12 protein-coding genes are annotated in these 13,020 nt (G+C 67.4%); 4 read left to right on the top strand and 8 right to left on the bottom strand.

Annotated elements, in window-relative coordinates; all coding sequences use genetic code 11:
- Positions 1–21: 21 nt before the first annotated feature.
- From IE113_RS07080 to IE113_RS07050, 7 genes are all read right to left on the bottom strand, one after another.
- Positions 22–1,212 carry an XrtA/PEP-CTERM system-associated ATPase gene (locus IE113_RS07080; protein ID WP_189539909.1) on the bottom strand — a complete coding sequence of 397 codons (1,191 nt, stop codon included), beginning with the start codon at positions 1,210–1,212 and terminating at the stop codon, positions 22–24.
- Positions 1,213–1,233: 21 nt separating this feature from the next.
- A complete protein-coding gene (locus tag IE113_RS07075; protein WP_189539907.1) occupies positions 1,234–2,943 on the bottom strand; it encodes a preprotein translocase subunit YajC in 1,710 nt (569 codons plus the stop codon).
- 2 nt (positions 2,944–2,945) lie between these two features.
- The gene (locus IE113_RS07070) at positions 2,946–4,067 is read right to left on the bottom strand and encodes a P-loop NTPase (protein ID WP_229822184.1); all 1,122 of its coding nucleotides are present in this window, start codon (positions 4,065–4,067) and stop codon (positions 2,946–2,948) included.
- 11 nt (positions 4,068–4,078) lie between these two features.
- The gene (locus tag IE113_RS07065) at positions 4,079–5,596 is read right to left on the bottom strand and encodes an XrtA system polysaccharide chain length determinant (RefSeq protein WP_189539905.1); all 1,518 of its coding nucleotides are present in this window, start codon (positions 5,594–5,596) and stop codon (positions 4,079–4,081) included.
- 25 nt (positions 5,597–5,621) lie between these two features.
- Positions 5,622–6,266 carry an XrtA/PEP-CTERM system exopolysaccharide export protein gene (locus IE113_RS07060; RefSeq protein WP_189540663.1) on the bottom strand — a complete coding sequence of 215 codons (645 nt, stop codon included), beginning with the start codon at positions 6,264–6,266 and terminating at the stop codon, positions 5,622–5,624.
- 184 nt (positions 6,267–6,450) lie between these two features.
- Complete coding sequence (locus IE113_RS07055) at positions 6,451–7,677, bottom strand: pyridoxal-dependent decarboxylase, exosortase A system-associated (RefSeq protein ID WP_189539904.1); 1,227 nt, start codon at positions 7,675–7,677, stop codon at positions 6,451–6,453.
- Positions 7,674–9,191: an acyl-CoA ligase (AMP-forming), exosortase A system-associated gene (locus tag IE113_RS07050; RefSeq protein ID WP_189539903.1), complete on the bottom strand. Its 1,518-nt coding sequence runs from the start codon at positions 9,189–9,191 to the stop codon at positions 7,674–7,676. The genes IE113_RS07055 and IE113_RS07050 overlap by 4 nt, the downstream gene beginning before the upstream one ends.
- Before the next feature lie 71 nt (positions 9,192–9,262).
- On the opposite strand from IE113_RS07050, the gene IE113_RS07045 reads away from it, so the two are divergent.
- The 4 genes from IE113_RS07045 (at position 9,263) to IE113_RS07030 (ending at position 12,016) form a co-directional block, all read left to right on the top strand.
- Entirely contained in the window at positions 9,263–10,240 is a 978-nt protein-coding gene (locus IE113_RS07045; protein WP_229822183.1) for a GNAT family N-acetyltransferase, read from the top strand.
- A gap of 32 nt (positions 10,241–10,272) precedes the next feature.
- Complete coding sequence (locus IE113_RS07040) at positions 10,273–10,533, top strand: acyl carrier protein (RefSeq protein ID WP_189539898.1); 261 nt, start codon at positions 10,273–10,275, stop codon at positions 10,531–10,533.
- 77 nt (positions 10,534–10,610) lie between these two features.
- Positions 10,611–11,210, top strand: a complete 600-nt coding sequence (locus tag IE113_RS07035) for a hypothetical protein (RefSeq protein WP_308430044.1) — start codon at positions 10,611–10,613, stop codon at positions 11,208–11,210.
- Positions 11,207–12,016, top strand: coding sequence for a hydrolase 1, exosortase A system-associated (locus IE113_RS07030; protein ID WP_189539894.1), 810 nt, complete (start codon positions 11,207–11,209; stop codon positions 12,014–12,016). The genes IE113_RS07035 and IE113_RS07030 overlap by 4 nt, the downstream gene beginning before the upstream one ends.
- On the opposite strand, the gene trxB is transcribed toward IE113_RS07030, so the two are convergent.
- Positions 12,013–12,963, bottom strand: coding sequence for a thioredoxin-disulfide reductase (trxB, locus tag IE113_RS07025; protein WP_189539892.1), 951 nt, complete (start codon positions 12,961–12,963; stop codon positions 12,013–12,015). The genes IE113_RS07030 and trxB overlap by 4 nt on opposite strands.
- Between the last annotated feature and the right edge of the window lie 57 nt (positions 12,964–13,020).

The raw sequence follows: 13,020 nt of genomic DNA, 5'->3' as shown, positions 1-13,020 counted from the left end.
GCGCGACCAACGGGCTCCCGCTCAGGCCGCCACGCGCGCGGCGTCGTCAGCCTCGATCCACTCGATCAGCATGGTCAGGGTGTGGCGGATGGTCCGCTCCTGCTCCTGCGTCCGGGCTTCCAGTGCGGCAAACTTCGCCTCGAGCGCGGCCATCGCGGCGCTCTGGTCTGGCACGGCCGGGGCTTCCCGCTCGTTCGCCAGTTCGATCACGGCCTGCTGCAACTCGGCAATCTGGGCGTCGCGCTCGGCCAGCAGGCCAAGCAGCTGTTCCATCGCCACGGCATCGGCCGGGACCGCGACCGGCGCGGCCGGCGCCACGGCAGCCACCGGCTCGGCAACGGCCGGTGCGGGCGGCACCGCGGCCTGTGCCTTGCGCTCGATCCGCTTGAGCTGCAGCGTCCCGTCCAGCTCCAGTTCTTCCAGCACGCCGCTCAGCATCGCGCCGTCGATCCGGGTGCGCTGCTCCACCGCGCCCAGCATCATCAGCCGGTTGCAGATCTGGTTGATCCGGCGCGGCACCCCGCCCGATGCTTCATACAGTTCGGTAAAGACGCGCTGGTCGAACTGCGGATTGCCGGTCCAGCCCACGCACTTCAGCCGGTGTTCAATATAGGGCTGCACTTCGCCCAGCTCCATCGCCTCCAGGTGATGGGCGGCGATCACGCGCTGGCGCAGCTGCTCCAGTTGCGGATGATCCTGGATCATGTCGCGGAATTCCGGCTGGCCCAGCAGCAACGTCTGCAGCAGCGGATGCGCACCCAGCTGGAAGTTCGAGAGCATGCGAAGTTCTTCCAGCGCGTCGAATTCCAGATTCTGGCTTTCGTCCACCACCAGCAGGCAGCGGCGGCCGGCGCGGGCCTCGTCATGCAGGAACGCCTCGATCGCGCCCAGTGCGCTGGCCTTGTCATGCCCGTCGACGATCAGGCCGAAGGCCTGCGCGACCACGTGGACCAGTTCCTCGCCGTCCAGCTTGCTGGTCACGATCTGCGCGGCGGTCAGGCGGGCCGGGTCAATCGTCGCCATCAGGTGGGCAACCAGCGTGGACTTGCCCGCGCCGACCTCACCCGTGATGACCACGAAGCCTTCGCCCTGCGCGAGGCCATAGGAGAGATAGGACAGCGCCTTGCGGTGCGTCAGGCTCTCGAAATAGAACGTCGGGTCCGGCGTCAGCTGGAATGGACGTCCGGTCAGGCCATAGAAATCATTGAACATCTTGCAGTGCCTCCGACAGGCTTAGAACGAGTAACGCACGCCGACCAGCGCCTGCGCCGACCAGATGTCGACCAGGTTCTCGCGCGTCACGCCATCGACGCCGACCGCGGCCGTGGCCGACAGCTTGCTGGTGATGGAGCGATAGTAGGCAGCGGTTGCGCCCAGCCCGCGGGTATCGCCCAGCAGCGGGTCGCCGCTTTGATACCAGTTGGCATAGGCATTGGTGGAAAAGCTCGAATTGCGGTCGATCCGCCCGCTGAGGAACGCGGCAAGCCAGACGTTCTCATCGATCACGCCATTTGCGGCGGCCAGCGCCGTGCCCGGTGCGGCCATGAACTTGCGCCGGTCATACCCGGCGCCGATCCCGTAGGAGAGCCGCCCGGCACTCACCGCCAGCGAGCCGGCCACTCCGCGCGAACGGAACACCGCCGAACGGACCCCGCCAAGCGCGCCATTCAGGCAGGTGCCTTGCCCCGCCGCAACCGTGCCTTCGGCCTGGACGCAACCGCCAACGTTGCCGCTGAACGGATTGCGCTGGGCCTGGAACTGCGTCGGCAGGTTGGCCAGCGCGGTGTTCAGCTGCCCGCCAAAGCCGGAGATCGTGTCATAGACCGATACGTTCAGGCTGGTGCGCGCGCTGGGCGCGTAGGCGAAGCTGCCGTAATAGGTGGTGGAGCCATAGCGGCGGCCCACATGCGCTTCCAGTGCGGTGCGGCGGCTGGGCCGCCAGACCACACCCGCATCCCAGATCAGCCCTTCGGCCTGGTAGGACAGGATGCGCGGGGCCGACTTGTCGGTCACGAAGCGGCCATCGCTGCCGACCACCGGATCGCCGGTGACCGGATCGCGCACCGCGTCGCGGCTGGATACCTCGACCTTTTCCCAGCCCACGCCGCCCACCAGCGACAGGTCATTGCCCACCGGCAGCGTCACATCGCCGCGCACGTGCAGGTCCTCGACCCGCTGGTCGAGGTTGGAAATGTCCTCGCGGTTATAACCCGCGCCCACGCCCACGCCGACCGGCAGGTAATCGCCGGGGCGCGTGCCAGCCCGGATCGCGGCGCTGTGGACCACGCTTTCATCGAACAGGTCGATCGCCGGCTGCCCCGCCGCGACAGGGATCGCATTGGGAGATTCCACCCGCGAATAGCCCAGGCGGTAAGATCCGCTGACCTGCACATCGTCGACATTCGTGCGCAGCGACGGTCCGGCATAGACCGAGTAGATCTGGGTCACCGAATCGCCGAAGTTCAGCCCGTTGTTGAGCGCGGCGCCGTTGTTTTCGATCGAATTGCGGGCGGCCAGCGCCCCGGCCTCAATCGACAGGGTGTTGGGGATCACGGCAGAGGAGAACCGCGCCACGCCGCTGATCGCGTCGCTGTCCTGCGCGTTGTTGCCCCAGCCGAACCGGCGCTCATACCGGACCGAGACGGAACCTTCGTTGTTCCGCCCCCGGATCGCGGCATCCACCCCGGCGGCGATGATCGAATAGGTGACGACCTCGTCACCCGGCCGCAGTTCGGCAAAGACCACCTGCTGCGCCTCGATATAGGGCGTAACCTTGACGCGCGGCGCGCGGCCACTGCCGCGCGGTGCGGCGCTATCGGCAGACGACGCGCTGTCGCCGTCCGAGACATCGCCATAAGGCAGCGACTGCGCGTGGCCGGCATGCGGCCACAGCGCCAGCACGGCGGCCAGCGCGGCATAACGGGCAAGGCGGGGTGACGACATGGTCAGCCTCCATATCCATAGTACGAGCCGAAGCGGCGACCGCTGGGGCTGAAGTGAACGGCGTTGAGCAGCAACTGGATGTTCGGGCAGGCCGAGAGCAGCGAGATCGCGTCTTCCAGCGCGCCCTGCCCGGTCCGGTCGGCGCGGGCGACGACCACGGCCTGCCCAACATACTTGGCCAGTTCCGCAGCCGGGGACGCGGCCAGTGCGGGCGGTGAATCGAAAATGACGAAGCGATTGGGCGCGCCCATGACCAGCCGGTCGAGCACTTCCCGCGCGCGGGTGTGCGACAGCCATTCGGTGTCCGATGTGGTGGCATTGCCGGCAGGCAGCACCCACAGGCCCGGAATGTCGGTGCCGATCACGCAATCGGCGACGTCGATGTCCGGCTTGGCCAATGCATCCATCAGCCCCGGACCGCCCGGCAGGCCGAGCATCGACAGGATCGACGGCTTGGCGAAATCGGCGTCCACCAGCAGCACTTCGCATTCCTTTTCGGCCGCAATGGCGAGCGCCAGGTTGACCGAGGTAAAGCTCTTGCCCTCGCCCGGATGGGGCGAGCAGATCAGCACGCGCTGGCTTTCATAGCCCATGCCCTGTTGGCGCAGCTGCGAAGCGTTGAGCAGCAGCGTGCGCTTGACGATGCGGAACTCCTCCAGCAGCCCGGTGACGCTGCCTTCCGGCACGATCAGGCCCTGTTCGCGCAAGTGCGCCCGCTTGACCGGGTGGCGCTTGCCCGTGAACTGCACTGGCTGGGCGGCGGGCAGCGCAGGCTGCTCGGCCACTGCGGGAACTGGCGCAGGCGCATCCTGCAGCACTTCGGGCACGACCACTTCGGGCCGTTCCTGCACCGGCTGGGCAGCCGCGGGCGGCGGTGGCGGCGAAGCGGAAGGCGCATCTGCCACGGGCGAAACTTCCGCATCCTCCACCTCATGCGCCTTGCGATAGCGGCGGCGCTGCTTGGCTGGGGGAATCAGGTTTTCCGGGATCGGCGCCGGGGCCAGCTTGACCAGATCGTAATTGCGCACGACGCGCTCGATCAGGGTCGCGCTGTCGGGCGCACCCTCCGCTGCGGTCGCTCCGTCAGTCCCGGTCGGCAAGGGGATCTTGGTGTGTTCGGTCATTGCAATATCCCTCAAGCCACCATGCTGACCTGGATGATCTCGACCACCAGCAGCAGCACGAACACGCCGCCCAGCGCCGCCGTGGCCGCGTAGAACAGCTTCATCCGCTTCTTGCGCAGCTCGCGCCCGGCATCGGTCAGCGTCGTGGTGATCGCGCCCAGCACCGGCAAGCCGATGGCCCGTTCCAGCTTGGCCGTGGTCGCAAAGGTGGAGCGCAGCTGGCCCACCGCAAAGGCCGCCGCCACGCCCGCGCCCAGCCCCACTACCAGCACGCCAAACAGCAGCACCGGGCGGTTGGGCGCGGCGGGTGCGCGCGGGGTCGTCGGCGGGTCGATGACCTGGAACTTCACCGCGTTGGCTTCGGTTTCCACTTCGCCGCGCAAGCGCAGCTGTTCGCGGTCCTGGAGCAGCTTGTCATACTGCTGTTTCAGCACGTCATAGTCGCGGTTGATCCGCTGCTGTTCGGCCGCCACCTGCGGGTTGGAAATCTGCTGGGTGGTGATGCGCGACAGCTCTGCCTGTACCGCCGCGCGCCGCGCCATCAGCGACTGGACGTTGGCGGCGCGTTCGGCCTTGATCGATTCCAGCGAGGTATAGGCCGGGTTGGGCATCCCGCCCGCGTCGCCCTGTGCGGCCGCCGGGCCTTTCAGCGCGTTGACCTGGTTCTTCGCCGCGATCACGTCCGGGTGGTTTTCGGTCAGGCCGCGCGCGCGCATGCCCGCCAGCACGGCCTGAGCCTCGGCCAGCGCGCCGCGCGCCCCGCCCGCCATGCCGCCGCCCGCCAGCGTGCGCGGGGTGCCCGCCAGCTGGCCATTGATCGCCGCGAGCGCGCTCTGCGCCGCCGCCAGATCAGCATCCAGTCCGCGCAGTTCGGCGCGGCTCGATTCCAGCCGCTGCATCACCGACATCCCGCCCTGCGCGAGTTCGGGGTTCTGCGCCTCGAACGCCAGACGCTTCTGTTCGGCCGCTTCCAGCTCCTTTTGGCGCTGGGCCAGCTGCTGGTCCATGAATTCCAGCGACTGCGACATTTCGCCGCGATTGCCGGCCAGGTTTTCCTCACGGAAGATGTCGATCATCTTCTGGACGATGTCCTGCGCCAGCTTGGCATTGGCGGCATCGGAATTGCTGCCGTCGCCATAGTGCGCGGTGATCTCGAACAGGTTTTCCTGCGCGCTTTCGACCTTGATCTTGCGCCCGAGCGAGAGGATCGCGCCTTCCATCTGCTTGGGGCTGGTCACTTCCTGCCCCAGGCTGGTGCCGCGAATCACCTTTTCCAGGTTGATCGCGCTGGTCAGCGTCTGCTGCACGCGCTCGATGTCGCCCTTGCGGTTGCCGCGAATGCCGATCTGTTCGGCCAGCACGTCGTCCAGCTTCACATAGATGCGCGCCTTGGACTCATACGTGTTCGGCACCATCGCCACGACCAGCCAGCCGAGAAGGCAGACGCCCCAGGCCACCCCCAGCGCCAGCCAGCGGCGGTGCCAGACCGAATAGAGCGCCGAGCGCAGTTCGTCGTAAATGTTGTTCATCTGGTGCCCCGGCCCCGCCCCGCGATCAGAACGAGCTTTCGGGGATGATGATCACATCGCCCGGCATCAGCATCACGTTGGCCTTGCTGTCGCCCTTGCGCAGCAGGTCGGCCAGCTTGACGGCGTATTCCTTCTGGCTGCCGCTTTCCTTGTCGAACCGGATCAGCCGCGCGCGGTTGCCCGCCGCGTATTCGGACAAACCGCCGACCGCGATCATCGCGTCGAGCAGCGTCATGTTGGCACGGTAGGGGATCGATGCCGGCTTTTCCGTCGCGCCGACCACGCGGACCTGCTGGCTGTAGGTGCCCGCGAACTTGTTCACGATCACCGACACCAGCGGTTCCTGGATGTACTGCGACAGTTGCAGCTTCAGGTCTTCGGCCAGCATCGACGGCGTCTTGCCCACGGCGGGCATATCCGTGATCAGCGGCGTGGTGATCCGCCCGTCGGGGCGAACCTGCACTTGCGCGCCCAGTTCGGGGTTGCGCCAGACGAAGATCGTCAGTTCATCGAGCGGGCCGATCACGTATTCCTCGCCCGGCCCTTCCTGCATCGCCACGAAGGTCGCGGGCGGCAACTGCGGTCCGGCGGCGCTGCCCGCGCAGCCACCCAGCGTCAGGCTGAGCATGGCGCTTCCGGCCAGCAGTCGGGAAAAGCGGTCGATCGGCATCGGGCGGTCCTTCATTCATCGCCGCGCCGCCGCTGAGGGCATCGATCCCGCACGCAGGCCCGGCTATTCAGGCTCCGCTATCGGTAAAAAGGGTGAATATTGCGTTAGCCTTGATCGCAGATTCCCGGAATCGAGCGGAAATCTTGGGCGCAGTCTCGAAACGGGACGAGCGGCAAGCGATGGGTTAAACCAGCATTTCCGCCGCCGGACCCTGCCCCAGGAACATCGCCGGGCTGGCGCTGGCGCCGTAGGCCCCGGCGCAGAACACCGCGACCAGATCGCCCACATCGGCGCGCGGGAAGCCGCCCTTGTCGGCCAGCCGGTCGAGCGGCGTGCACAAGCACCCGACGACCGAGGCCTCCTCCTCCACCGGTGCGTCAAAGCGCGAGGCGATGGCCACCGGATAGTTGCGGCGCACCACCGTGCCGAAGTTGCCCGAAGCGGCCAGCTGGTGATGCAGGCCCCCGTCGGTGACCAGATAGACCTCGCCGTGGCTGACTTTGCGATCGACGATCCGGGTCAGGTAAACCCCGGATTCGCCGACCAGAAACCGGCCCATTTCCATGCAGAAATGGGTGTCAGCCAGCACGTCGGGGAGCTGCTCGAACCGTTCCGCCAGCGCCGCGCCGATCCGGGGCAGGTCGGCCGGGACATCGCCGGGAAAATAGGGAATGCCGATCCCGCCGCCCAGATTGCAATGCGGCAGCGCCGCGCCGCTTGCCTCGGCCAATCGCGCGGCCAGTTCCAGCGTCTGGCGCTGGGTATCGGCAATCGCCTCTGCATCTAGCGCCTGACTGCCCGCGAAAATGTGAAAGCCCCGCCACACCGCGCCGCTGGCGATGATCTGCCGGGACAGTGCGGGCACCCGATCGGCATCCACCCCAAACGGCTTGGCCCCGCCACCCATCTTCATGCCCGACCCTTTGAGGTCGAAATCGGGATTGACCCGAATTGCCAGCTGGGGCGTGATCCCCAACCGCTCCGCGATGGTCAGCGCGCGGGCTGCCTCACCTTCGGACTCCAGGTTGAGCGTCACCCCGGCAGCAATCGCCGCTTCCAACTCGGCATCGCGCTTGCCGGGACCGGCAAAGCTGACTTTCGCCGGATCGATCCCGGCGGCTTGCAGCATCGCCAGTTCACCCCCCGAAGCGATGTCAAACCCATCGATCAAGCCATTGAACAACCGAAGAATCGGCTGATAGGGGTTGGCCTTCATCGCATAGTTCAGCGCCAGCCGCTGCGGCATCGCCGCGCGCAGCTGCGTTACGCGGGCGCGGATCAGATCGGCGCTGTATACGAACAGCGGAGTCGATCCCGCCTGCGCCACCAGTTCGGACGCCTTGCGCCCGGCAATCGCCAGTTCGCCGTCCAGCGCCGCAAAACCGGGGGGAATCGGGCCAAGCGGTTTCATGCCGTCAACTCCGCGTAGAGGCCGGTCCGGTCGATCTTGCCATTGGGCGAGATCGGCATCGCATCGCGCCAGTGAATCTGTTTCGGCTGCATAAAGTTTGGCAATTCCTGCATAAGGATACGCGGCAATGCTTCCACTGCATCTGAAGCTGTAGGGGCCGCGCGCACGACCAGATGCACCGCCTGCCCCAGCCGCACATCGGGGATGCCCAGCGCGACCGCTTCGGCGACGAGGCCGCTGGCCAGCGCGGCTTCCTCGATCTCGGCCGGGCTGATCCGGTTCCCCGCGCTCTTGATCATCGCATCGCGCCGCCCGACGAAATAGAGCAGCCCGTCCGCATCGCGCCGCACCCGGTCGCCCGACCACACCGCCATGCCGCCATAGCGCGAGGCGGCGGGCGCGGGCTTGTAGCGTTCGGCGGTGCGCTCCGGGTCCTGCCAATACCCGTGGGCGACAAGCGGCCCGCAATGGACCAGTTCGCCCTCCTCGTTATCCGCGGCGATTTCGCCATTATCGGCCACCACGAGAATTTCGGCGTGGGGAATGGCCTTGCCCATCGAGGTCGGATGGGTGTCGATCAGCGCGGGATCGAGGAAGGTGGAACGAAACGCCTCGGTCAACCCGTACATCGCGAACAGCCTGGCATCCGGGAACAGGGCGCGCAGGCGCCCCACCAGATCCGGCGTCAAGGCTCCGCCGCTGTTGGTCAGGCGGCGCAGTTTCGCGGCGGTTTCGGCGGGCCAGTCGAGCTCGGTCAGTTGCACCCACAACGGCGGCACGGCGGCAAGCGTAGTCACATCGTGCCGCTCAATCGCCTTCACGACGTCACGCGGGGTCAGGTAGTCCAGCGGCACGGCGCTGCCCCCCGCAAACCAGTGCGACAGCAACTGGTTCTGGCCGTAATCGAACGACAGCGGCAGCACCGCCAGCGCGCGGTCATCAGGCCCCAGCTCCAGATAGCTGGCGACGCTTTCCGCCCCCAGCCACATGTTCGCATGGCTAAGCATCACGCCCTTGGGCCGCCCGGTGGAGCCGCTGGTGTAGAGAATCGCGGCCAGTTCCTGCGGATCGGCTGCGGAGGGCGGCAGGGGATCGGCACCCAGCGCCGCCGTCATGGCATCTGCTTCGGCCACCGCCAGACACGGTGCGTCGCCCGGCTCCAGCGTGGCCAGCCGCGCGGGCGTGCCGATCAGCAGCGCCGCGCCGCTATCCGCCAGGATATGCGCCACTTGCGCGCGCTTGAGCAGGGGGTTGATCGGGACGTGGACCAGCCCGGCACGCGCCGCCGCCAGCGGCATCAGGCAGGTGAGCGCGCCTTTCGCCGCCCAGGTCGCGACGCGAGCGCCCGGCGCCGGCACCTGCGCCGCCAGCCAGCCCGCCAGCCGACCGACACGATCCCTTAAGTCCTTGTAGTTAAGAGTGCCTTCGCGCAGCACGAGCGCGGGGGCTTCATCCGCCCCGGTCAGGGCCAGATGGTCAAGCGGCCGGATCGCGGTTTCAGGCTCTGCACGCACGGGTTGGGCTTACTCCAGGGGTGGGAAATTCGCGTTTGGTTGCCGTCGACTATCACGATGATCTTAAGGAAGTGCAAGAAGACGCGCACCTCGCCGCGCTGCTTTGCGCACCTGCGGCCGCAGCGCCGTTCGACCGGCTGGACTGGTGGCGCGGTCTGGTGGAGGAATGCGGTTACTTTCCGGTGATCGCGGTTGCCCGCGACGGGAACGAGCGCGCCGCCCTGGCGTTCTACCGCGTGAAGCGCCGGATGGAGGCGCTGGCGAACTGGTATTCGTTCCGTGTCGCGCCGATCGTTTCGCCGGGGGCGGACCGTGTGGCACTGCTGAGCGAGCTTGCCGCCGATCTCGCCGGACAGGCGCCCCACATCACCCTCTCCCCGCTGCCCGATGAGCAGGGCGAAACCGCCGAACTGGCGGCGTCATTCCGCCGCGCCGGGTGGCTGGTGTTCATCGAACCGTGCGACGTCAACCACGTGCTGCACGTGCGCGGGCGCCGCTACGCCGAATACCTCGCCACCCGCCCCGGCCAGTTGCGCACCACGCTGAAGCGCAAGGCCGCGAAAGTGGCCGTCACCATTGAGACCACTTTCAATCCCGAAAGCTGGGCGGCGTATGAAGCCATCTACGCAAGCAGCTGGAAGCCCGAAGAGGGCAACCCGGCCTTCCTGCGCCGTTTTGCGCAGGAAGAAGGCGCGGCGGGCCGGCTACGGCTGGGCATCGCGCGGGCAGACGGCGTGCCGGTTGCCGCACAGTTCTGGACCGTGGAGCATGGCACGGCCTTCATCCACAAGCTGGCCCATACCGAGGAATCAAAACCCCTCTCCCCCGGCACCACGCTCAGCGCCGCGCTGTTCGAGCACGTGATCGACCGCGATGGCGTGGACCTCGTCGACTTCGGGACCGGCAACGATGGCTACAAGCGCGACTGGATGGAAGAGGTTCGTCCGCGCTTCCGGCTGGAGGCCGTTCGCCCGCTCTGGCCGGGAAACTGGCCGATCATCGCGCGGCATTGCCTGCGCAAGCTTGCCCCCCGCCCTTCGCGCGGGTAGGGCCGAACCCGTCTATTTGACCAGAGGACACGATGCGTTCCGAAACCGATACCCTGCTGCGCAAGATCCTGACCGACGTGCTGGGCCTCAAGCCCGGACAGGCGGATTCGTTCGACGCCGATACCGGTCTGTTCGGCCATCTGCCCGAACTCGATTCGATGGCTGTTGCCGGCCTGCTGACCGAGATGGAGGACCGTCTCGAAATCGTGATCGAAGACGATGAAATCGACGGCGAGTTGCTGGAAAGCTATGGCGCGCTGCTCACCTTTGCCGAGGCGAAGCGCGCCGGGTGAAGGCAGCCAGTTATCCCTGCCCGCTGCCGCATTGCGGCAGTTCCACCGAATACGCGCTTGCATTCGATTCCGGTCGGATGCGGCGGATCCTGCTGATCCCCGCGCTGCTGGACGAGGGCAACCGGATGCGCCGGTTCAGCGTGGAAGTGATGCGGCGGCTGGACGGCGCGGGGTTCGATTGCTTCCTGCCCGACCTGCCCGGCACCAACGAAAGCACAGTCGATCTGGCCAGCGTCGCACCGTCAGACTGGCACAGCGCCACCGCGGCCGCTGCCAGCGCGTTCGGCGCAACCCATGTGCTGGCCATTCGTGGCGGCGGGCTGCTGTGGCCCGAGGACTTGCCCGGCTGGCATTATGGTGCGGTCAAGGGCGCCAGCCTGCTGCGCACGCTGCTGCGCGCCCGCGTAATCGCCGCGCGCGAAGCGGGGCGCGAGGAAACCGCTGAGGCGCTGCTGGCAGAGGCCAACGAACGCGGGATCGAACTGGCCGGCTATCCGCTATCCGCCGCGATGGTGCGCGAATTGTCCGCACTCGCCCCCACTCCGCGCAGCAATGTGCAAGTGATCGATCAGGACCTGCTGGGCGGCAGCCCGCTGTGGCTGCGGGCCGAGCCGGATGAGGATGCGGGGCAAGCCGATGCGCTCGCCGCCGTGATTGCGATGAGTTTGAACGCATGACCCGGCGGCATTTCACCTTCAGCTGCAAGGGCACTATGCTGGCCGGGACAGTCGATCTGGCCCCGGCGACGACCGGGTTGCTGATCGTCAGCGGTGGCAACGAGGTGCGCTCTGGCCCCTGGCAAAGCCAGGCCCTGCTGGCCGAGCGGATCGCGGCGGCGGGCTTTCCCGTGCTGCGGTTCGACCGGCGCGGCGTGGGGGACAGCGAGGGGCAGAACACCGGGTTTGCCGGCAGCGCCGATGACATCGCGGCCGCGCTTCGGGCGTTTCGGTCTCACGTGCCGACGCTGAAGCGGGTGGTGGCCTTCGGCAATTGCGACGGGGCGAGCGCGCTGATGCTGGCGGGCGGCGGAGGCGCGGATGCGCTGGTGCTGGCCAACCCCTGGACGTTCGAGCCGGAAACGCCAGCCACCGAGGATGCGCCAAGCACGCCCGAGCCCACGCCGATGCCGCCTTCGGTGCTGCGCCGCCACTACCTGAAGCGACTGACCGACCCGCGCGCCGTGTGGCGGCTGCTGACCGGCAAGGTCGCGGTCGGGCAACTGGCGGGCAGTCTGGCGCAGGCCGCGAAGGCCGATGCCGCCCCCACCTCACTCGCCCGGGAGATGGCGGAGGGAATGGCCGCGTTTCCCGGCCCGGTCACGATCCTGCTGGCAGAGCGCGACCGCACCGCGCAAGCCTTCCGCGCCAACTGGGACAAGACCGACCCGCGCCTGCGCACGTGCCCGGATGCGACCCACAGCTTTGTGGAGCCTCAGGCCCGGATCTGGCTGCAGGGGCAGTTGCTGGCAGCCCTGCGCGCCTAGCGCGCGGCGAGGAATTCCCGCTCGGCGAGGAACCGTTCCGCATCCAGCGCCGCCATGCAGCCGGTGCCGGCGGCCGTCACGGCCTGGCGATAGGTGTGGTCCATCACGTCCCCGCACGCGAACACGCCGGGGATCGCCGTCTTGGGGGTGCCGGGCTGGACGACAATATAGCCGCCCGCGTCGAGTTCCAGCTTGCCCTTGAACAGCTCGGTCGCGGGGGCGTGGCCAATTGCGACGAACGCACCGTCGGTCGGCTCGATCATCGTTTCGCCGGTAACGGTGTCCTTCAGTTCCACGCCGGTCAGGCCGGTGCCTTCGCCGACAAAGCGTTCGACCGCCTTGTTCCACAGCACCTTGATGTTGGGATGCGCCAGCAGACGGTCCTGCAGGATCTTTTCCGCGCGCAGCGAATCGCGGCGATGGATCAGGGTCACGTCCTGCGAATGGTTGGTGAGGTAGAGCGCTTCCTCGACCGCGGTGTTGCCACCGCCGATCACGACGACCTTCTTGCCGCGATAGAAGAACCCGTCACACGTGGCGCAGGCCGAAACGCCCTTGCCCGACAGTTCCTGTTCGCCCGGCGCGCCCAGCCAGCGGGCCTGCGCGCCGGTGGCAATCACCAGCGTTTCGCCCTCATAGATATCGCCCGAATCCCCGATGGCGCGGAACGGCGGGCCGCTGAAATCGACCTCGGTGATGGTGTCCCACAGCATCCGCGTGCCGACATGTTCGGCCTGGGCCTGCATTTCCTGCATCAGCCACGGGCCCTGGATCACGTCGCGGAAACCGGGATAGTTTTCCACGTCGGTGGTGATGGTCAGCTGACCGCCGGGCTGAAGCCCCTGCACCACGATCGGCCGCATCCCGGCGCGCGCGCCATAGATCGCTGCCGAAAGGCCCGCCGGGCCCGAACCGATGATCAACATGCGCGTGGTATGCGTGGTCATTGCCATATCCTGCCAGAAACTGCCGGGGCATCTAGGAACGCGGGGCCGCAGTTGCAA

The organism is Novosphingobium arvoryzae, assembly GCF_014652615.1.
GTDB lineage: Bacteria > Pseudomonadota > Alphaproteobacteria > Sphingomonadales > Sphingomonadaceae > Novosphingobium > Novosphingobium arvoryzae.
This window is presented reverse-complemented; position numbering and strand designations above follow the sequence as displayed.

What these genes read in the sequence shown, in the direction of transcription:
- IE113_RS07080 (WP_189539909.1), bottom strand. Translation starts at nt 1,212, where the DNA reads ATGTTCAATGATTTCTATGGCCTGACCGGACGTCCATTCCAGCTGACG.
- IE113_RS07075 (WP_189539907.1), bottom strand. Translation starts at nt 2,943, where the DNA reads ATGTCGTCACCCCGCCTTGCCCGTTATGCCGCGCTGGCCGCCGTGCTG.
- IE113_RS07070 (WP_229822184.1), bottom strand. Translation starts at nt 4,067, where the DNA reads ATGACCGAACACACCAAGATCCCCTTGCCGACCGGGACTGACGGAGCG.
- IE113_RS07065 (WP_189539905.1), bottom strand. Translation starts at nt 5,596, where the DNA reads ATGAACAACATTTACGACGAACTGCGCTCGGCGCTCTATTCGGTCTGG.
- IE113_RS07060 (WP_189540663.1), bottom strand. Translation starts at nt 6,266, where the DNA reads ATGCCGATCGACCGCTTTTCCCGACTGCTGGCCGGAAGCGCCATGCTC.
- IE113_RS07055 (WP_189539904.1), bottom strand. Translation starts at nt 7,677, where the DNA reads ATGAAACCGCTTGGCCCGATTCCCCCCGGTTTTGCGGCGCTGGACGGC.
- IE113_RS07040 (WP_189539898.1), top strand. Translation starts at nt 10,273, where the DNA reads ATGCGTTCCGAAACCGATACCCTGCTGCGCAAGATCCTGACCGACGTG.
- IE113_RS07035 (WP_308430044.1), top strand. Translation starts at nt 10,611, where the DNA reads ATGCGGCGGATCCTGCTGATCCCCGCGCTGCTGGACGAGGGCAACCGG.
- IE113_RS07030 (WP_189539894.1), top strand. Translation starts at nt 11,207, where the DNA reads ATGACCCGGCGGCATTTCACCTTCAGCTGCAAGGGCACTATGCTGGCC.
- trxB (WP_189539892.1), bottom strand. Translation starts at nt 12,963, where the DNA reads ATGACCACGCATACCACGCGCATGTTGATCATCGGTTCGGGCCCGGCG.